Origin of the sequence: Acidovorax sp. (assembly GCF_021287135.1) — a bacterium.
Classification (GTDB): Bacteria; Pseudomonadota; Gammaproteobacteria; order Burkholderiales; family Burkholderiaceae_C; genus Acidovorax.
In genome coordinates, this window is the sequence record NZ_JAJTBB010000063.1 from 13,612 (window position 1) to 32,353 (window position 18,742).

The following is an 18,742-nucleotide window of genomic DNA, read 5'->3' on the forward strand; positions in this document are numbered from 1 at the left end:
CTCAGATACTGAACATCATGGCCGTGAGGACGAAGTCCAGCCCCAGCACGGCCAGGCAGGCCATCACCACCGTGCGGGTGGTGGCCAGCGACACGCCCTCGGGCGTGGGCTTGGCGGTGTAGCCCTGCAGCAGGGCCACGAAGGTCACGGCAAAGCCGAAAACCACGCTCTTGAGCACGCCGTTGCCCAGATCCTTCCACACGTCCACGCCGCCTTGGGTCTGGCTCCAGAAAGCCCCTGGATCAATGCCGATCATGAGCACGCCCACGCTCCAGCCGCCGATGACGCCCACCGCGCTGAACACGGCCGCCAGCAGGGGCATGGCGATCACGCCGCCCCAGAAACGCGGCGCCAGGATGCGCTGGACCGGGTCCACCGCCATCATCTCCATGGCACTGAGCTGCTCGCCCGCACGCATCAGGCCGATCTCGGCCGTGAGCGACGTGCCCGCCCGACCGGCGAACAGCAGGGCGGTGACCACCGGGCCCAGCTCGCGCACCAGGGACAGCGTCACCAGCAGCCCCAGCGCTTCCGACGAACCGTACCGCTGCAGCGTGTAGTAGCCCTGCAGCCCCAGCACCAGGCCCACGAACAGGCCCGACACCGCAATGATGGCCAGGGAGTAGTTGCCCAGGAAATGCACCTGGTCGCGCACCAGTGCAGGCCGCAGGAAGGCGGGCCCGAACAGCCGCACCAGCCGCACGAACAGGCGCGCGCCCATGCCGATGTCGGCCAGCTTCTGGCGCACGGAATAGCCCACATCGGCGGGTTTGTACCAGCTCATGGACGTCCTCCCAGAGGTCCGAAATCCTCCGCCGCGTCCGGGCCGGGGTGGTGGAACGGCACCGGCCCCGTGGGCAAGGCGTTGACGAACTGGTGCACCAGCGGGTCCGTGCTGGCACGGACCTCGTCGGGCGTGCCCTGCGCCGCCACCACGCCCGCGCCCAGAATGACCACGTGGTCCGCCAGCCGGAAGGTTTCTTCCAGGTCGTGCGAGACGATGATGCTGGTCAGCCCCATGGCATCGTTGAGCTGGCGGATCAGTTGCGCCGCCGTGCCCAGGGAAATCGGGTCGAGCCCCGCAAACGGCTCGTCATACATGACGAGTTCCGGGTCCAGCGCGATGGCCCGCGCCAGCGCCACGCGGCGCGCCATGCCGCCCGACACCTCGCTGGGCATCAGGTCGCGCGCCCCGCGCAGGCCGACGGCGTGGAGCTTCATGAGGACCACGTCCCGCACCAGGGCCTCGGACAGGTCCGTGTGCTCGCGCAGCGGAAAGGCCACGTTGTCAAACACGCTCAGGTCCGTGAACAGCGCGCCGAACTGGAACAGCATGCCCATGCGCCGCCGCGCGGCATACAGGCCGGCGGTGTCCAGTTGCCCGACGTCCTGGCCGTCAAACAGCACCTGCCCCCCGTCCGCGCGCTGCTGGCCGCCAATGAGGCGCAGCACGGTCGTCTTGCCGCCGCCGGAGGCGCCCATCAGCGCGGTGACCTTGCCACGCGGCACCTTCAGCGAAACGTCGCGCAGGATGCTGCGCTCTCCATAGGAGAACGTGACATTGCGCAGTTCGACGAGGCAGGAGGTCTCAGGCATTCAGAAGGACAGGCGTGCGGAGTGCGAAAGCCCGCGGCATCCGGGCGGGGCCGGCCACGCGCAGGGAGCAGCGATGGTAGCCGAAGAATTAAACATACATACATGTATGTTTGCAAACAATAACATCTCGACCTTGCGGCTCCCAGGCCCAGGCAATTCCCGGCTTGACAAAACCTTCGATTGTGCCAACAAACCGCGAACGGTGCGGAACCTCCGCCAGCGCTGCACGGGAGCCCGCACCGTTTACAGCATATGCTGCAGAAACACCCGCGCCCGTTCGTGGCCCGGGTCGGCAAAGAACTCCGCAGCGGGCCGGGCCGCCAGCAGTTCGCCCTGGTCCATGAAGGCCACCGTGTTCGCCACCTCGCGTGCAAAGCCCATTTCGTGGGTGACGACCAGCATGGTCATGTGCTCCTCGGCCAGTTCGCGCATCGTGCGGAGCACCTCGCCGGTGAGTTCGGGGTCCAGCGCCGAGGTGGGCTCGTCAAACAGCATGATGTCGGGCTCCATGCACAGCGCACGCGCGATCGCCACGCGCTGCTTCTGGCCGCCGGACAGGCGCGAGGGGTAGTTGTCCCGCTTCTGGGACAGGCCCACCTTGTCCAGCAGCGTCTCGGCGCGCGCAATGGCCGCATCGCGCGCCAAGCCCTGCACCACCATGGGCGCCTCGATGAGGTTCTCCAGCACCGTGAGGTGCGGGAACAGGTTGAAGTGCTGGAACACCATGCCAGTCTTGGCGCAGATGCGGCGCACTTCGGCATCGGGCGCGTAGGTACGGTAGCCCTGGGTGTCGGTGCTGGCAAGCGCCTCGCCCTCGATGGCGATGTGGCCGCTGTCGATGGTTTCCAGGTGGTTCAAGCAGCGCAGGAAGGTGCTCTTGCCGGAACCCGAGGGCCCGATCACAGCCACGACTTCGCCGCGGTGCACCGACAACGACACACCGCGCAACACCTGCACAGGGCCGAAGGCCTTGCGCACCTCGCGCGCCTCAATCATCAGCGCGGCGTCACTGGTCGAACTTGGCATAACGTTTCTCCAGGCGCTGGAAACCCCAGGTGAGCACCAGGGTCATGACGAGATAGAAGGCTGCAGCAACGATGAAGGGCGTGGTGGTGAAGTCGCGCTGCACGATGCCCCGCGCAGCGCGCAGCAGGTCGTTCAGGGCCAGCACGTAGATCAGGGACGTGTCCTTGACCAGGGTGATGGTCTCGTTGCTCATGGGCGGCAGGATGCTGCGCACCGTCTGCGGCAGCACGATGCGGCGCATGGTCTGGCCGTAGCTCATGCCCAGCACCTTGGCGGCCTCATACTGGCCGCGGTCTACCGACTGGATGCCGGCACGAAAGATTTCGGCGAAGTAGGCCGCGTAGTTCAGCGCGAACGCCGCCACCGCAGCCGGAAAGTCGGGCAGGCGCACGCCGACCACGGGAACAAAAGGCAGCGCGAAATAGATGAACAGCATCTGCAGCATGAGCGGCGTGCCGCGCATGAGCCAGATGTAGCCGTTGACAGCCCCCGACAGCGGCTTGAAACGCGACAGCCGCGCCAGCGCCAGCGCCAGGCCCAGCGGCACGGCGAGCACGAGCGTGATCGCGAAGAGCTTCAGCGTGACCGTCGCGCCCTGCGCCAGCGGCCCCAGTAGTGAAAGAACGTAGTCCATGCAGTCAGAACAGTTCAGCAATTGCACGACGCGCGGCGTCTGCAACTGGCGCGGCCCAGATCAGCGGACGCCGCGCAAGGGCCGCCCCGCCGCGCTGGCGTCGCCCCCCTTCCCGCATCGCGCAGCGATGCGAGAGACGGGGGAAGCGGCAAAGCCGCTCAGGGGGTTGTACCTTGATTACTTGATGATGTTCTTGCCGAACCACTGCTCGGCAATCTTGGCGGCGGCGCCGTCAGCCTTCATGTCCGCCAGGGCCTTTTCTAGCTTGCCGTGCAGTTCGGTGTCGTCCTTGCGCAGGCCCACGCCATATTCCTCGGTGCCAAAGTTGTCGCCCAGCACGGCATAGGCATCAGGCTTCTTGGCCACGTAGTAGCGACCCACCACCTCGTCCACCACCACCGCTTCGAGCCGGCCGGTGGTCAGGTCCATCAGGGCGGTCACGTTGTCACCGAAGGTCTTGAATTCCTTGAACGACTTGAAGACGGCGTCTTCCTTCTTGATGGCGTCCACGGCGCTGGAGCCTTCCTGCGCGCCCACCACCTTGCCGGCCAGATCGGCCTTGGTCTTGATGGCCGAACCGGCGGGAACCACGATGATCTGGTGGTTTTCCATGTAGGGCGAGGTGAAGGCGATGTTCTGCTTGCGCTCTTCGGTAATGGTCAGGCCATTCCACAGCGCGTCCACGCGCTTGCCCGACAGTTCGGCCTCCTTGGCACTCCAGTCGATGGGCTTGAATTCCACTTCCAGGCCCAGCCGCTTGGCGGCTTCCTTGGCCATGTCGATGTCAAAGCCGACCAGCTGGTTCTTGTCGTCGCGGAAACCCATGGGCGGGAAGTTGTCGTCCAGGCCGACAACGATCTTCGTGGCGGCAGCGGGTGCTGCTGCGGGCGCGGGAGCGCTCTCCTGCTTGGAACATGCGGCCAGCAGGGCTCCCAGCGACAGCAGGGCAACGGCGGCAATCTTCTTCATGGTGGCGGTTCTCGAAAGTTGAAAAGGCGGGGCGCGTCGGCCCCGGGAAAACCCTCGATTTTCTCACCGAAGCCCGTGCATTCACCCATTCACACCGAATGGGCACGCAACGACAGGAGCACCGCCAGGGCAAAAACGATCTGTTCAACAGCCAGGAACGGCCCAGAACAAGGACCAAGCAGCCTTTTCTAAAGACCCTCAACCTTTGCGCCGCAGCCCGCCCAGCCCCCACAGCCCCAGCAGGGATGCAAGCCCCGGCAAACCCCACGCCCCCAACGACGGAACGGCCGCAGGCCGCGAGCCCCGTGAAGGTGACGGACGCGCTGCACCGCGCAAACGCCGCGCCGTCCAGGCCCCAGCGTGGCAGTCCAAAGAGCCCGCAGCGGAGCAGGCCGGCGGGGCCCCATCCCCACACCCCGGTTGACGGCGTTATTCCCAGTTCGCATCGCTCCCCTCTCTGATTGATGAATTCCATTGCCTCCTGGCGATGGGCGCGACTCTGCCGTGGAAGGCACCGAACATCCAGACATTTTTTGGCCCCCCCCGGCCCGCCCGCTTGGCGGTTCAGCCCGCAGGCAAAAATGCACAGACAAAGCAAAACGGCGCCCGAGGGCGCCGCTTGCCGGTGCAGACGCGGGTCAGCGGGGCAGGTCCGAATAGCCCATGAGGAACTCGTCCACAGCCCGCGCGGCCTGGCGGCCTTCGCGGATGGCCCAGACGACCAGGCTCTGGCCGCGCCGCATGTCGCCGGCGGCGAACACCTTGGGCACGTTGGTCGCGTAGCCGCCGTCGAACTCGGTGGTTGCACGGGCATTGCCACGCGCATCCTTGTCCACGCCAAAGGCTTCCAGCACGGCGGCCACGGGGCTCACGAAGCCCATGGCCAGCAGCACCAGGTCGGCCTTGAGGACTTGCTCGCTGCCGGGCACCTCGACCATCTTGCCGTCCTTCCATTCGACCCGCACGGTCTTCAGGCCGGTGACCTTGCCCTTCTCGCCCTGGAATTCCTTGGTCGAGATGGCAAATTCGCGGTCACAGCCTTCTTCGTGGCTGGAGCTGGTGCGCAGCTTGATGGGCCAGTAGGGCCAGGTCAGCGGGCGGTTCTCTTCGGCGGGCGGCTGGGGCATCAGCTCGAACTGGGTCACGCTGGCAGCGCCGTGGCGGTTGCTGGTGCCCACGCAGTCGCTGCCGGTGTCGCCGCCGCCGATCACGATGACGTGCTTGCCGTCGGCGCGCAGTTGGCCCTTGAGCTTGTCGCCGGCGTTGACCTTGTTCTGCTGCGGCAGGAACTCCATGGCGAAGTGGATGCCGTCCAGGTCGCGCCCAGGCACGGGCAGATCACGCGACTGCTCGGCGCCGCCGGTCAGCAGCACGGCGTCGAACTCCTTGTGCAGCTGCTCGGGTGTCACGGTCTCCTTGGCCCAGTTGGTCACCTTGGAGCCCTTGCCCAGGCCGTCCTTGGCCGCGCCCACGAAGACGCCGGTGCGGAAGACCACGCCTTCAGCCTCCATCTGCTTCACGCGGCGGTCGATGTGCGACTTCTCCATCTTGAAGTCGGGGATGCCGTAGCGCAGCAGGCCGCCGACGCGGTCGTTCTTTTCGAACAGGGTCACGCTGTGGCCTGCGCGCGCCAGCTGCTGGGCCGCGGCCAGGCCGGCCGGCCCACCGCCCACCACCGCGACCTTCTTGCCCGTCTGGTGCTTGGCGGGGCGCGGCTGCACCCAGCCGTGCTCCCAGGCGCGGTCGATGATGGCGTGTTCGATGGACTTGATGCCCACCGGGTCGTTGTTCACGTTGAGCACGCAGGCCGCCTCGCAGGGCGCGGGGCAGATGCGGCCGGTGAACTCGGGGAAGTTGTTGGTGGAGTCCAGCACGGCCCACGCACTCTTCCAGTCCTGGTGGTACACCAGATCGTTGAAATCCGGAATGATGTTGTTGACCGGGCAGCCGTTGTTGCAGAACGGCGTGCCGCAATCCATGCAACGCGCACCCTGCAGCTTGGCCTGCCCGTCATCGAGGCCGATGACGAATTCCTTGTAGTGCTTCAGGCGCTCCGCGACGGGCTTGTAGCCCTCCTCGATGCGCTCGTACTCCATGAAGCCGGTGGTTTTTCCCATGACGATGTCCTTGTCTATGAATGCTGTGCGAAGGGGAACGGCGCTGCCTTACTTGGCAGGAACCGCTTCTTTTTTGGTAGCAGCTACCGCAGGTGTAGCGGACTCCTCCAGCACTTTTCGTTCATAAATCTCGGCCAGCGCACGCTTGTACTCGGTCGGGAAGACCTTGACGAACTTGCTGCGCGAGGCGGCCCAGTTGTCCAGCAGTTCGCGGGCGCGCTTGCTGCCGGTCCAGCGGTTGTGGTCTTCCAGCAGCTTCTTGAGCTGGGCCTCGTCGGTCTGGCCGTTGTGCCAGATGGAACGCGGTACCGTGGCCTCCTGCTCGGTGGCGGGCAGGATGCGCTCCAGCGTCACCATCGCCATGTTGCAACGGGTGTCGAACTGGCCGTCTTCGTCGTACACGTAGGCCACCCCGCCGCTCATGCCGGCCGCGAAGTTGCGCCCCGTCTTGCCCAGCACCGCCACGGTGCCGCCGGTCATGTATTCGCAACCGTGGTCGCCCGTGCCTTCCACCACCGCCGTGGCGCCCGACAGGCGCACGGCGAAGCGCTCGCCGGCCACGCCGCTGAAGAACGCCTCGCCCGTGGTGGCGCCGTACATCACCGTGTTACCCACGATGGTGTTGCGCACCGCTTCACCGCGGAAGTCGATGCTGGGGCGCACGATCACGCGGCCGCCGGACAAGCCCTTGCCCGTGTAGTCGTTGGCGTCGCCGATGAGGTACAGCGTGATGCCGCGGGTGAGGAACGCGCCGAACGATTGGCCGCCCGTGCCCTCCAGCTGGATGCGGATGGTGTCATCCGGCAGGCCCTCAGGGTGCACGCGGGTGACAGCGCCCGACAGCATCGCGCCGACCGAGCGGTTCACGTTGCGCGCCACTTCGATGAACTGCACGCGTTCGCCCTTCTCGATGGCGGGCTTGCTGCGCTCGATGAGCTTGCGGTCCAGCGTGTGCTCGATGTTGTGGTCTTGCACATCCACGTGGTAGCGGGGCACGTCCGCAGGCACTGCGGGCTGGGCGAACAGGCGGCTGAAGTCCAGGCCGCGGGCCTTCCAGTGCTCCACGCCGGCGCGCACGTCCAGCAGGTCGGTGCGGCCGATCAGCTCGTCGAACTTGCGCAGGCCCAGCTGGGCCATGATCTGGCGCACTTCTTCGGCGATGAAGAAGAAGTAGTTCACCACGTGTTCAGGCTTGCCCGAGAACTTCTTGCGCAGCTCGGGGTCTTGCGTGGCCACGCCCACGGGGCAGGTGTTCAGGTGGCACTTGCGCATCATGATGCAGCCTTCGACCACCAGCGGAGCGGTGGCAAAGCCGAACTCGTCAGCGCCCAGCAGCGCGCCGATGGCGACGTCGCGGCCGGTCTTCATCTGGCCGTCGGCCTGCACGCGGATGCGGCCGCGCAGGCGGTTGAGCACCAGGGTCTGCTGGGTCTCGGCCAGGCCGATTTCCCACGGGCCGCCCGCGTGCTTGATGGACGACCAGGGCGATGCGCCCGTGCCGCCGTCATGCCCGGCGATCACCACGTGGTCGCTCTTGCACTTGGCCACACCGGCTGCGATGGTGCCCACGCCCACTTCGGACACCAGCTTGACCGAGATGCCAGCGTGCGGCGCCACGTTCTTCAGGTCGTGGATCAGCTGGGCCAGGTCTTCGATGGAGTAGATGTCGTGGTGCGGCGGGGGCGAGATCAGGCCCACGCCCGGCACGCTGTGGCGCAGCTTGCCGATGTAGTTGGAAACCTTGCCGCCGGGCAGCTGGCCGCCTTCGCCGGGCTTGGCGCCCTGGGCCATCTTGATCTGGATCTGGTCGGAGTTGGCCAGGTACTCGGCGGTGACGCCGAAGCGGCCGGAGGCCACCTGCTTGATCGCGGAGCGCAGGGAATCACCGTCCTTCAGCTCCAGGTCGCGGGCGATGCGGCCGGCGCCGATGATCTCGGACAGCATCTGGCCGCCCTTGACCGGCTTGAAGCGGTTGGCATCCTCGCCGCCTTCGCCGGTGTTGGACTTGCCGCCGATGCGGTTCATCGCCACGGCCAGGGTGGTGTGGGCTTCGGTGGAGATGGAACCCAGGGACATGGCGCCGGTGGCGAAGCGCTTGACGATGTCCTTGGCGGATTCGACTTCCTCCAGGGGCACCGGAGCGCCGGCCTGCTTGATCTTGAACAGACCGCGCAGCGTCAGGTGGCGCTTGCTCTGGTCGTTGATGATCTTGGCGTACTCCTTGTAGGAGTCGAACTTGCCGGAGCGGGTCGAGTGCTGCAGCTTGGCGATGGCGTCCGGGGTCCACATGTGCTCTTCGCCGCGGATACGGAAGGCGTATTCGCCGCCGGTCTCGAGCATGTCGTCCAGGACCGGGTCGTTGCCGAAAGCGGCACGGTGCACGCGCAGGGCTTCCTCGGCCACATCCTTGAGGCCGATGCCTTCCACCTGGGTGGCGGTACCGGGGAAGTAGCGCTTGACGAAGTCGGAGGCCAGGCCGATGGCTTCGAAAATCTGGGCGCCACAGTAGGACTGGTAGGTCGAGATGCCCATCTTGGACATGACCTTGTTCAGCCCCTTGTTGACGGCCTTGATGAAGCGCTTCTGAGCCTCGTAGGCGGACACTTCGCCGGGCAGGCCCTTGGCGATCTCGGCCAGGGTGTCCATGGTCAGCCACGGACAGACGGCCTCGGCGCCGTAACCGGCGAGCAGGGCGAAGTGGTGGGTTTCGCGGGCGGAGCCGGTATCGATCACCAGGCCGGTGGAGGTGCGCAGGCCAGCCTTCACCAGGTGGTGGTGGACGGCGGCACAAGCCAGCAGGGCGGGGATGGCGGCCCGGCTGGCGGTCACGCCGCGATCGGACAGGATCAGCACGTTGTAGCCGTCGGCCACGCTCTTCTCGGCGGCGGCGCAGACGGCCTGGAGGGCCTTGTCGCAGCCTTGCTCGCCTTCGGCGGCGGAGAAGGTGATGTCCAGCACCAGGGACTTGTAGCGGCCGTCGCTGGACTTGTCGATGGCGCGCAGCTTGGCCAGGTCGTCGTTGGTCAGCACCGGCTGGTGCACTTCCAGGCGCAGCGGCGGGTTGGTTTCATCGACGCCGAGCAGGTTGGGCTTGGGGCCGATGAAGCTGGTCAGGGACATGACGATTTCTTCGCGGATCGGGTCGATCGGCGGGTTCGTCACCTGGGCGAACAGCTGCTTGAAGTAGTGGTAGAGCGGCTTGTCCTTGTTGGACAGCACGGTCAGCGGGCTGTCGTTGCCCATGGAGCCGGTGGCTTCTTCGCCGGCGGCGGCCATCGGCTGCAGGATGAACTTGATGTCTTCCTGAGTGAAGCCGAAGGCTTGCTGCAGGTCGAGCAGGGACACGGCGGACGGCGCCACGGGCTCGGCCTTGGGCAGGTCGGCGAGGAAGTAGCGGGACTGCTCGATCCACTGGCGGTAGGGCTTGGCCGAGGACAGGGACTGCTTCACCTCGGCGTCGTCGATGATGCGCCCCTGCTCCAGGTCGATGAGGAACATCTTGCCGGGTTGCAGGCGCCACTTCTTGGCGATGGACTCTTGGGGGAAGGTCAGCACACCCATTTCCGAGGCCATCATCACCAAGCCGTCGTCGGTCACCAGGTAGCGCGCCGGGCGCAGGCCGTTGCGGTCCAGGGTGGCGCCGATCTGGCGGCCGTCAGTGAAGGCCACCGCGGCGGGGCCGTCCCACGGTTCCATCAGGGCGGCGTGGTATTCGTAGAAGGCGCGGCGCTCTTCGTCCATGAGGGGATTGCCGGCCCAGGCTTCGGGGATCAGCATCATCATGGCGTGGGACAGGCTGTAGCCGCCCATCACCAGCAGTTCGAGGGCGTTGTCGAAGCAGGCGGAATCGGACTGGCCGTCCACGATCAGGGGCCACAGCTTGTCCAGGTCTTCCTTCAGCCACTGGGAGGACATGGCCTTCTGGCGGGCCTTCATCCAGTTCACGTTGCCGCGCACGGTGTTGATTTCACCGTTGTGGGCAATCATGCGGAAGGGGTGGGCCAGATCCCAGGTGGGGAAGGTGTTGGTGGAGAAGCGCTGGTGCACCAGGGCCAGGGCAGAAACGACGCGGGAATCCTGCAGGTCCAGGTAGTACTCGCCCACCTGGTGGGCCAGCAGCATGCCCTTGTAGTTGATGGTGCGGGAGGACAGGGACGGGATGTAGAACTGCTTGCCGTCGTCCAGCTTGAGCTTGCGTACTTCGTGCTCGACCCGCTTGCGGATGACGAACAGCTTGCGCTCGAAGGCGTCCTGGTCGCCCAGGTCGGCGGACTTGGCGATGAACGCCTGGCGCATCATCGGCTCGATGTCGCGGGCAGCTTCGGCCAGGCCCCGGTTGTCGCGGGGAACGTCGCGCCAGCCGAGCAGGGTCTGGCCTTCTTCGAAGATCACCCGAGCGATCACCGATTCGCAAGCGGCGCGGCCGTTGGCGGACTGGGGCAGGAAGACGATGCCACAGGCGTACTCACCGGCCTTGGGCAGCGTGATGCCCAGCTTGCCGGCTTCGTCGCGCAGGAAGGCATCCGGCATTTGAATGAGGATGCCCGCGCCGTCGCCGAGCAGCGGGTCGTAGCCAGTGGCGCCACGATGGTCGAGGTTCTTCAGGATCTGCAGACCCTGCTCGACGATCGCGTGACTCTTTTGGTTTTTGATGTGGGCCACGAAACCGACGCCACAGGCATCCTTTTCGTTGACCGGATCGTACAAACCCTGCGCCGCAGGGACAGCCGATTGCATCACGCTTTTTCCTTCATCAAACATCTCGCAAACCCCCTAATGTTTGGGCGGGCGAGCAGGTTGACAGCAAATCAGGGGCGGCAAAAAAGCCGGGCTCAGACGCTCCCGGCTTTTGTATCCGCTTTCCCGACGAAAGTGGTCAGTCGTTTTCACAGACGAACCGCAAACTATACGCCGTTAGAACTAGGCGATCAAGGCATTGCGGCGCAACAATTTCACGGTCGCCGCACGCGCTCTTCGCTCCGTGCCAACGCCCCGCCCCGCAAGGGTTTCAGGCAGCCACCCGGGCGGCGATGGCCGCCCGGATTTCCGCCTCCGGCGCCGCATCGCTGAGCACCGCCCGACCGAGCCGCTCGAGCAGCACCAAGCGTAGGCGCCCGTCCTGGACCTTCTTGTCGTGGCTCATCAGTTCCAGATAGCGCTCCGCCCCCAGATTGGGGCCGCACACCGGCAGGCCGGCCGCGCGGAACAGGGCCTCGATGCGTTGCACGTCGGACTCGCCCAACCAGCCGAGACGGCGGGACAGCTCGGCCGCCATCATCGTGCCGGCGGCCACCGCCTCGCCGTGCAGCCATTCGCCGTAGCCCAGCCCGGTTTCGATGGCATGGCCGAAGGTATGGCCCAGGTTGAGCAGGGCCCGCTCACCGGCTTCCTTCTCGTCGGCGGCCACCACTTCGGCCTTGTGCTCACAGGAACGGCGCACCGCGTAGGCCAGGGCCTCCTTGTCGCGGGCGAGCAGGCGCGTCATGTTGGCTTCCAGCCAAACCAGGAATTCCGGATCGCGGATCAGGCCGTACTTGATGACTTCGGCCAACCCGGCGGCCAGCTCCCGATCGGGCAGAGTATCCAGGGTGTCCAGATCGGCCAGCACCAGCTTCGGCTGGTAGAAGGCGCCGATCATATTCTTGCCACGGGGGTGGTTGATGGCGGTCTTGCCGCCCACCGACGAATCCACCTGGGAGAGCAGGGTGGTGGGGATCTGGATGAAGGGCACACCCCGCTGGTAACACGCTGCCGCAAAACCGGTCATGTCGCCGATGACGCCGCCCCCGAGGGCGATCAGGGTCGTCGAACGCTCGGCATGCTGTTCCAGCAGCACATCGAAGATCCGGTTCAGGGTCGGCCAATCCTTGTAAGCCTCACCATCGGGCAGCACGATCTCGATCACCGCCACGCCCGCCTGGCGCAACGCGGCGGCCAACCGGCTCAGGTACAGAGGGGCCACGGTTTCGTTGGTGACCACGGCCACGCCGGCTTTCTTGACGAAGGGCAGGATCGGCGCCACATCGTCCAGCAGGCCGGTGCCGATGTGGATGTCGTAGGCGCGATCGTCCAGGGCTACGCGCAGGGGTTGCATGAAGAAGCCTCGTGCTCGGAATCGGGAAATTGCCGGGTGAGTTCGCGCAGCAGGAACTGGGCGACCGCCTGGGCGCTGGGCCCGGGGGATTCGACCACTAGATCGGCCACTTCGCGGTACAGGGGATCGCGCTGAGCGTGGAGCTCGCGCAGGCGCCCAAGGGGGTCGGCCACTTGCAACAGGGGACGGTTGCGGTCGTGGCGGGTGCGCTCGAACAACAGTTCCGGCGACGCCGCCAGGTAGACCACGAAGCCACCTCCCTTGAGGTTGGCCCGGTTTTCCGGATTGAGCACGACGCCCCCTCCGGTGGCCATCACCACCGGGCATTCCTGGGTCAGGTCGGCGATGGTCTGGGCCTCGCGGCGGCGAAACCCGGCCTCGCCCTCGATCTCGAAGATGATGGGAATGGCGACACCGGTACGGGCCTCGATTTCGTGATCCGAATCGATGAACCGCTTGTGCAGGCGCCGGGCAAGCAGACGGCCGACCGTGGTCTTGCCCGCACCCATCAGCCCCACCAGGTAAATATTGTCAGGAAATGGCTTCACGCCGGGATTCTAGCAGGAATGAAAAACGCCCCGGTCCGGCAGAAGCCGCCCGGGGCGCACGAGGCCCGCGCTCAGCGCAGGGTCAGGGATTCGCTGATGATCTTGGGCGTGATGAAGACCAGCAGTTCCGTCTTGTTGTCCTGCTTGTCCTCGTGGCGGAACAGGAACCCGATCAGGGGCAGATCGCCGAAGAAGGGGATGCGGGTGGTGCTACTTTGCAAGTTTTGCTGGTAGATGCCACCAATCACCACCGTCCCACCGTTTTCCACCAGTACCTCGGTCTTGACGTGTTTGGTATCGATCGCCACGCCGGCGCCAGTCGATATGGTGGTGTTCGGAGTGTCCTTATTCACGTCCACCGATAGGGTGATGCGCCCGTCCGGCGTGATTTGCGGCTTCACCTTGAGTGACAGGTTGGCCTTACGGAAACTGACCGACGTCGCCCCGGAGCTGGTGGCCTGCTGATAGGGGATTTCCACCCCCTGTTCGATCAAAGCTTCGACCTGGTTGGCCGTCACGACCCGGGGGCTGGAAACGATCTTGCCACGGCCATCAGCCTCCAGCGCCGAGATTTCCAGATCGAGGAAACGGGAAGCGTTGGAGTTGTAAAGAACAAAGGACAGCGCCCCCGCTGCTGAACCACCAATGGTGGATGCCGGCAGGTTCACGTTGAAGTCTTTGCCCAGAGTCGGCTGGGTTGTAACCTGATTCGCAAAGTAGGCAGTTTGGTTAAGGTTACCGCCAGTGATGATATTCGGCCCACCTGGCAACCTTTGCTGCGTGCCGAACCCCAGCCGTGCGCCAAGGCTACGGTTGAAGGAATCCGAAGCCTCAACGATCTTGGCTTCGATCATCACCTGACGCACCGGCCTGTCCACCGTCGAGATCAACCGTCGCACTTCTTCCTGACGGGAGGGCGTATCGCTGACGAACAAGATGTTGGTGCGCGGATCATAGGATGCCTTGCCCTTTTTCGACAGATGATCGGTCAGCAGCTTGAGCACGTCCGGCGCCTTGGCATAGTTGAGCTGGTAGCTCTCCTGCGTGACGGCTTCCAGGTCTCCAATCTGCTGCTTGGCTTCCAGATCAAGCTTTTCCCGGGTGGCGATCTCGTCCCGCGGCGCGATCAGGATGACGTTGCCGTTGCGGCGCATGTCCAGCCCCTTCTGCTGGAAGATGATGTCCAGCACCTGGTCCGCCGGTACATCCTTGAGCACCAGGGTGGTGGTGCCTGTCACCGTTTCACTGATTACGGCGTTGAGCCCCAGTTCCTCGGCCATCACCCGCAGCAATTGGCGTACGTCGCCATTGTGGTAGCTGATCGAAACCTTGGGCCCCTGATAACCAAGCTTGCTTCCTTGCACCAGCTTGTTCGGGTTTTCGACGATCTGTTTGACCTCAACGACAAACTGATTCTCTGCCTGATAGGCACTATGCTCCCACAGCCCTCGGGGGGAAATCGTGAGTTGAACGTTGTCGCCCTTCTGGGCCGCCGTCACCGCCGTCACCGGTGTGGCGAAATCGGCCACATCGAAGCGGGTACGAAGAGACTCAGGCAAAGTGGCTTTCTGTATATCCACCAGCAAAACCGATCCCTGCTGGCGGATATCTATGCCAACGCCGGGGTCCGACAAATCCACCACCACCCGGCCTTCGCCATCCTTGCCGCGACGGAAATTGATGTCGCGCACCGCATGGCGAACTTCGGTCGGGCGCTCTTCGGCAAAACGGGTCTGACTCACCGCCGCAGCCCCCCGTACGACAGGCTTCAGGCTCACGAACAACGCATTGCCATCCAGCCGGGTCTGATAGGTCATCGACTGGTTGAGGTTAAGCACCAGCCGGGTCTTGGCCGGGGTTTCCACCAAATTGACGCTCAGCAGGTCACCCTCGTTGAGCACCTGGGAATTGCGCCCCAGACCATTGGCGACTCCTTGCAGGTCGAGGGCGATGCGTGCCGGGTTGGCCACGGCGAAACCGACCGGCGGAGCCGCCAGGGGCTCGCGGAAGGTCAGCTTCATCAGGACTTCGCCCCCCTGCTGGGTGACGTTGAACGACTCGATCCGGTTCTGCCCGTCCGCCGCGCCCGCAGCGGGTGCCAGCAGCACCGCGGCGGCGGCAACCAGCACTCTTAGCCACTTGCGAATCATTATTTCCCCTCCCTCGTATCCTGCAGCAAGAGCGTGTTGCTCCGCTCCACCCAGTCTCCCGTGGAGTCCTGGACGAGCTCCCGCACAGCCACTTCGCTTTCCTTGATTTCCGTCACGATGCCAAAGTCCTGGCCCACGTAGTCGCCGATCCGCACCTGCTTGATCTTCTGGTCGAACTGGACGACGGCGTAGGGCGTCTTGCCGATCTTCAGGTAGCCGATCATGCGCAGCGATTCGAGGGGCACCCGCTCCAATTCGTTGTTGCGCGCATCCCGGGCCTCGAAGTCCGGGGAGAACTTGCTCGGCCCCGAGCCCTTGCGACCTTCCGGCTCCAGCTTGGCAACGCGGAAGGGGTCGAGGGTACCGCCCGGATCGTAAGCCGCCGGCTCGTAGGGCTTCACCGCCGGCAGCGGCGGCACCCGACCGCGCAGATCCTTGCCACTTTCGGCCATCCAGGCCTTCAGGTCGTCGTGGTTGTTGGAGCACCCGGCCGCCAGGACGAGGGCGCCGAGCATGGCGCAGGCGGCCGGCCAAGTCGGCATGCGGCTCATTTCTTGGCTCCCTTGGCCGCCTTCTTCTGGGCCGCCACCTCGTTATCGTCCAGGTAACGGAAGGTCCGCGCCGTAGCGTCCAGGACCAGTCCGCCATCCTTCGGCTGGGGCGTGATGCTCATGTTGCTCAGGGTAACGATGCGCGGCAGCTTGGCGATGTCGGCGGCAAAAGCGCCGAAGTCGTGGTAATTGCCGATCAGCTTGAGCTGGATCGGCAGCTCGGCATAGAAATCCTTGAGGGCTTCGCTGCCCGGCTTGAACAGCTCGAATTGCAGCCCACGCCCCAGGCCGGCCTGGTTCACTTCGACCAGCAGCGACTCCACCTCGGCCTTGTTGGGCAACTGCTTGAGCATGGCGCCGAAGGAACGGTCGATCTCGCTGAGTTGCTGGGTGTAGAGCTCCAGGTTCACCGACTGCTTCTTCTTGTCCAGGTATTCCTGCTTGAGCTTATCCAGCTCCTGCCGCTTACCGTCGAGTTCGGTCAGCTGATCCGACCAGACGAACCACCAGCCGGCCACCAGCAGGGCGATGAAAATGCCCACCAGCACCGCCACCCGCGGCACCAGAGGCCAGGCACCGGGGTCGTTGGGGTTCAGGTTGCGGAACTGGGCCGCGAGGTCCTGGACGTCGATCTTGGGAAGCTCGAACGAGGTCATGGCTTGTCCTTCGCCGCCACCGGCTTGGCATCCGAAGCATTGGCATCGGGGCGGGTGATGAATACCGTCATGCTGAACTCGGAAAGGCGCCGCTTGTTGACGTCCACTGCCTTGATCTCGATCAGCGCCGGACGCTCCAGCCAGGGCGATGCCTCGAGGTTGCGCATCAGGGTGGACACCCGGGCGTTGGACTGGGCATAGCCCCCCAGGGTGACTTTCTGCCCTTCCTGCTTCATCAGCTTGAGATAGACCCCGTCCGGCACCTGCTTGGCCAGCTCGGAGAGCAGCAGCACCGGCTCGGCCCGGTCGAGTTGCAGGGATTCGATCACCTGCTTGCGCGCCAGCAGGGCCTGGGTCTGCTCCTTGAGGCGCTTGATCTGCTCGATCTGCTTGTCGAGGGTGGCGACCTCCTGCTTGAGGAAGGCGTTCTCCTCTTCCTGCGAGGAGATGTAGCCGGAGATCACGGAGAACACCAAGACGATGATGACCACGGCCAGGGCCGCGGCCAAACCGGCCAGGCTGTAGAACTGCTGGCGCCGCGCCTTGCGCTTGGCTTCCCGGTGGGGGAGCAGGTTGATCCGGATCATGCGTCGAACCTCCGCATCGCCAGGCCGCAGGCCACCAGCAGGGCGGGGGCGTCGTTGGCCAAGTTCTTGGCCCGCACCTTGTCCGACACCGGCATGCCGGCAAAGGGATTGGCGACCTGGGTATTGACCTGGGTGCGAGCAGCCACCGCCTCGTCGATGCCCGGAATCACGGCACAGCCGCCGGCCAGGACGACCTGGTGCACCTGGCTGTACTGGGTCGAGGTGAAGAAGAATTGCAGGGCCCGGGACACTTCCAGGGCCAGGTTCTCGACGAAGGGTCGCAGCAACTCGCCCTCGTAGTCGTCGGGCAGGGTGCCGGCGCGCTTGGCCGACTCCGCCTCGTCGAGGGGCATGCCGTAGTGGCGGGAAATGTCCTGGGTCAGCTGGCTGCCGCCGAAGGCCTGTTCCCGGGTATATACCGGCTGGCCGTTGCGCAGCACCGTGAGATTGGTGACGTTGGCCCCCACGTCCACCAGGGCGATGATCTGGTTCTGCCCGCCGTCGGGCAACTGGCGCTCGACGAAGGAAAAAGCCGCCAGGGTGGCGTAGGATTCCACGTCCATCACCACCGGCTTGAGCCCGGCGCTCTCGGCCACGGCCACCCGGTCCTCAACCTTTTCCTTGCGCGAGGCAGCGATCAGCACTTCGACCTCGTCCGGCGACGACGGCGCCTCGCCGATGACCTGGAAGTCCAGGTTCACCTCTTCGAGGGCGAAGGGAATGTACTGGTTGGCCTCGGACTCCACCAGGACTTCGAGTTCTTCTTCGCGCTGGCCGGCCGGAACGATGATCTTCTTGGTGATCACCGCCGCCGCCGGCAGGGCCATGGCCACGTTGCGGGCGGTGGAGTTGAGGCGCCGCCAGGCTTTCTTGACGGCATCCGAGACGGCATCGAGATTGACCACGTTGCCGTCGGCCACTGCATCCTTGGGCAGAGGCTCGATGGCATAGCGTTCGACGCGGAAGTCGTTCTTGCCCAAAGCGGACAGCTCCACCATTTTCACGGCGGAGGAACTGATATCCAGGCCCACCAAGGGCTGCGCCTTGGGGCCGAATAGAGAGAGGTCGAGCCGCAAACCGATTCCCCCTGAAATGTTTCTTAGGAAACTATTTCAAAAATTTTCTTTAAAAATTAACCGCTTGCAGCTGATACAAATAATTTACGTCAAATGCTAGCAACAAGGCATGGAGGTGTAAAGCGATTTTTGGCTTAACGGCTGCCTCCGTATAATTGCCCCACCTCACTGGAACCATTCTCATCGTGTCAAACGTCTCGCGCTGGATTCTGTACCCGCTGCTCCTCATCGTCAGCCTGATGGTGGTGGGCGCCGCCCTGGTGGGCATCGTCGTCACCATGGCCTATCCCAACCTGCCCTCCCTGGAGGCCCTAACCGACTACCGGCCGAAGATCCCCCTGCGCATCTACAGCGCCGACGGCCAGCTGATCGGCGAATTCGGCGAAGAACGGCGCGCCGTGGTGCGCATCCAGGACGTGCCAGCGGTCATGAAGCAGGCCATCCTCTCCGCCGAGGACGAGCGCTTCTACCAGCACGGCGGGATCGACACCCTGGGCATCCTGCGCGCCGCGGTGGCCAACCTGACCTCCGGCGGCAAGCGCCAGGGCGCCTCCACCATCACCATGCAGGTGGCACGCAACTTCTTCCTCTCCAGCGAGAAGACACTGTCCCGCAAGTTCTATGAGGCCCTGCTCTCCTTCAAGATCGAGCACAACCTCAGCAAGGACGAGATTCTCCAGCTCTACATCAACCAGATTTACCTGGGCCAACGGGCCTACGGCTTCGCCGCTGCCGCCC

General features: G+C 64.8%; 16 protein-coding genes. 1 reads left to right on the forward strand and 15 read right to left on the reverse strand.

Annotated features, from left to right (window positions below):
* Position 1: 1 nt before the first annotated feature.
* The 15 genes from mlaE to LWW96_RS14545 form a co-directional block, all read right to left on the reverse strand.
* On the reverse strand, positions 2-784 hold the full coding sequence (gene mlaE / locus LWW96_RS14480; protein ID WP_291488165.1) for a lipid asymmetry maintenance ABC transporter permease subunit MlaE: 783 nt from the start codon (positions 782-784) through the stop codon (positions 2-4).
* A complete protein-coding gene (locus LWW96_RS14485) occupies positions 781-1,596 on the reverse strand; it encodes an ABC transporter ATP-binding protein (RefSeq protein ID WP_291488167.1) in 816 nt (271 codons plus the stop codon). The genes mlaE and LWW96_RS14485 overlap by 4 nt, the downstream gene beginning before the upstream one ends.
* A gap of 243 nt (positions 1,597-1,839) precedes the next feature.
* Positions 1,840-2,622 (reverse strand): amino acid ABC transporter ATP-binding protein, encoded by a 783-nt coding sequence (locus tag LWW96_RS14490; RefSeq protein ID WP_291488169.1) that lies wholly within the window; start codon positions 2,620-2,622, stop codon positions 1,840-1,842.
* Complete coding sequence (locus tag LWW96_RS14495; protein WP_291488171.1) at positions 2,603-3,256, reverse strand: amino acid ABC transporter permease; 654 nt, start codon at positions 3,254-3,256, stop codon at positions 2,603-2,605. Before LWW96_RS14495 ends, LWW96_RS14490 begins: the two co-directional genes overlap by 20 nt.
* A gap of 177 nt (positions 3,257-3,433) precedes the next feature.
* Positions 3,434-4,225: an amino acid ABC transporter substrate-binding protein gene (locus tag LWW96_RS14500; protein WP_291488174.1), complete on the reverse strand. Its 792-nt coding sequence runs from the start codon at positions 4,223-4,225 to the stop codon at positions 3,434-3,436.
* A gap of 198 nt (positions 4,226-4,423) precedes the next feature.
* Entirely contained in the window at positions 4,424-4,597 is a 174-nt protein-coding gene (locus LWW96_RS22220; RefSeq protein WP_366118140.1) for an IPTL-CTERM sorting domain-containing protein, read from the reverse strand.
* 266 nt (positions 4,598-4,863) lie between these two features.
* On the reverse strand, positions 4,864-6,342 hold the full coding sequence (locus tag LWW96_RS14505; protein ID WP_291488176.1) for a glutamate synthase subunit beta: 1,479 nt from the start codon (positions 6,340-6,342) through the stop codon (positions 4,864-4,866).
* 48 nt (positions 6,343-6,390) lie between these two features.
* Positions 6,391-11,079, reverse strand: a complete 4,689-nt coding sequence (locus LWW96_RS14510) for a glutamate synthase-related protein (protein ID WP_291488178.1) — start codon at positions 11,077-11,079, stop codon at positions 6,391-6,393.
* 271 nt (positions 11,080-11,350) lie between these two features.
* Complete coding sequence (gene aroB / locus LWW96_RS14515; protein WP_291488180.1) at positions 11,351-12,436, reverse strand: 3-dehydroquinate synthase; 1,086 nt, start codon at positions 12,434-12,436, stop codon at positions 11,351-11,353.
* Positions 12,418-12,945, reverse strand: a complete 528-nt coding sequence (locus LWW96_RS14520; protein ID WP_366118145.1) for a shikimate kinase — start codon at positions 12,943-12,945, stop codon at positions 12,418-12,420. Before LWW96_RS14520 ends, aroB begins: the two co-directional genes overlap by 19 nt.
* Positions 12,946-13,055: 110 nt before the next feature.
* Positions 13,056-15,134 carry a type IV pilus secretin family protein gene (pilQ, locus tag LWW96_RS14525; protein WP_291488184.1) on the reverse strand — a complete coding sequence of 693 codons (2,079 nt, stop codon included), beginning with the start codon at positions 15,132-15,134 and terminating at the stop codon, positions 13,056-13,058.
* Positions 15,134-15,685, reverse strand: coding sequence for a pilus assembly protein PilP (locus LWW96_RS14530; RefSeq protein WP_291488186.1), 552 nt, complete (start codon positions 15,683-15,685; stop codon positions 15,134-15,136). Before LWW96_RS14530 ends, pilQ begins: the two co-directional genes overlap by 1 nt.
* Positions 15,682-16,341 (reverse strand): type 4a pilus biogenesis protein PilO, encoded by a 660-nt coding sequence (gene pilO / locus LWW96_RS14535; protein WP_291488188.1) that lies wholly within the window; start codon positions 16,339-16,341, stop codon positions 15,682-15,684. The genes LWW96_RS14530 and pilO overlap by 4 nt, the downstream gene beginning before the upstream one ends.
* On the reverse strand, positions 16,338-16,928 hold the full coding sequence (locus LWW96_RS14540; RefSeq protein WP_291488190.1) for a PilN domain-containing protein: 591 nt from the start codon (positions 16,926-16,928) through the stop codon (positions 16,338-16,340). The genes pilO and LWW96_RS14540 overlap by 4 nt, the downstream gene beginning before the upstream one ends.
* Positions 16,925-17,959, reverse strand: a complete 1,035-nt coding sequence (locus LWW96_RS14545; protein ID WP_366118147.1) for a pilus assembly protein PilM — start codon at positions 17,957-17,959, stop codon at positions 16,925-16,927. Before LWW96_RS14545 ends, LWW96_RS14540 begins: the two co-directional genes overlap by 4 nt.
* 284 nt (positions 17,960-18,243) lie before the next feature.
* Between LWW96_RS14545 and LWW96_RS14550 the strand changes: the two genes are divergently transcribed.
* A partial coding sequence (locus LWW96_RS14550; RefSeq protein ID WP_291488200.1) for a transglycosylase domain-containing protein occupies positions 18,244-18,742 on the forward strand: 499 nt, incomplete at its 3' end.

Excerpts from the sequence above, each read along its gene's own strand:
- aroB (WP_291488180.1), bottom strand. The coding sequence starts at position 12,436 with ATGCAACCCCTGCGCGTAGCCCTGGACGATCGCGCCTACGACATCCAC.
- LWW96_RS14485 (WP_291488167.1), bottom strand. The coding sequence starts at position 1,596 with ATGCCTGAGACCTCCTGCCTCGTCGAACTGCGCAATGTCACGTTCTCC.
- pilO (WP_291488188.1), bottom strand. The coding sequence starts at position 16,341 with ATGACCTCGTTCGAGCTTCCCAAGATCGACGTCCAGGACCTCGCGGCC.
- LWW96_RS14505 (WP_291488176.1), bottom strand. The coding sequence starts at position 6,342 with ATGGGAAAAACCACCGGCTTCATGGAGTACGAGCGCATCGAGGAGGGC.
- LWW96_RS14490 (WP_291488169.1), bottom strand. The coding sequence starts at position 2,622 with ATGCCAAGTTCGACCAGTGACGCCGCGCTGATGATTGAGGCGCGCGAG.
- LWW96_RS14495 (WP_291488171.1), bottom strand. The coding sequence starts at position 3,256 with ATGGACTACGTTCTTTCACTACTGGGGCCGCTGGCGCAGGGCGCGACG.
- LWW96_RS14520 (WP_366118145.1), bottom strand. The coding sequence starts at position 12,945 with ATGGGTGCGGGCAAGACCACGGTCGGCCGTCTGCTTGCCCGGCGCCTG.
- pilQ (WP_291488184.1), bottom strand. The coding sequence starts at position 15,134 with ATGATTCGCAAGTGGCTAAGAGTGCTGGTTGCCGCCGCCGCGGTGCTG.
- LWW96_RS14540 (WP_291488190.1), bottom strand. The coding sequence starts at position 16,928 with ATGATCCGGATCAACCTGCTCCCCCACCGGGAAGCCAAGCGCAAGGCG.
- LWW96_RS14530 (WP_291488186.1), bottom strand. The coding sequence starts at position 15,685 with ATGAGCCGCATGCCGACTTGGCCGGCCGCCTGCGCCATGCTCGGCGCC.
- LWW96_RS14500 (WP_291488174.1), bottom strand. The coding sequence starts at position 4,225 with ATGAAGAAGATTGCCGCCGTTGCCCTGCTGTCGCTGGGAGCCCTGCTG.
- LWW96_RS14510 (WP_291488178.1), bottom strand. The coding sequence starts at position 11,079 with ATGCAATCGGCTGTCCCTGCGGCGCAGGGTTTGTACGATCCGGTCAAC.
- mlaE (WP_291488165.1), bottom strand. The coding sequence starts at position 784 with ATGAGCTGGTACAAACCCGCCGATGTGGGCTATTCCGTGCGCCAGAAG.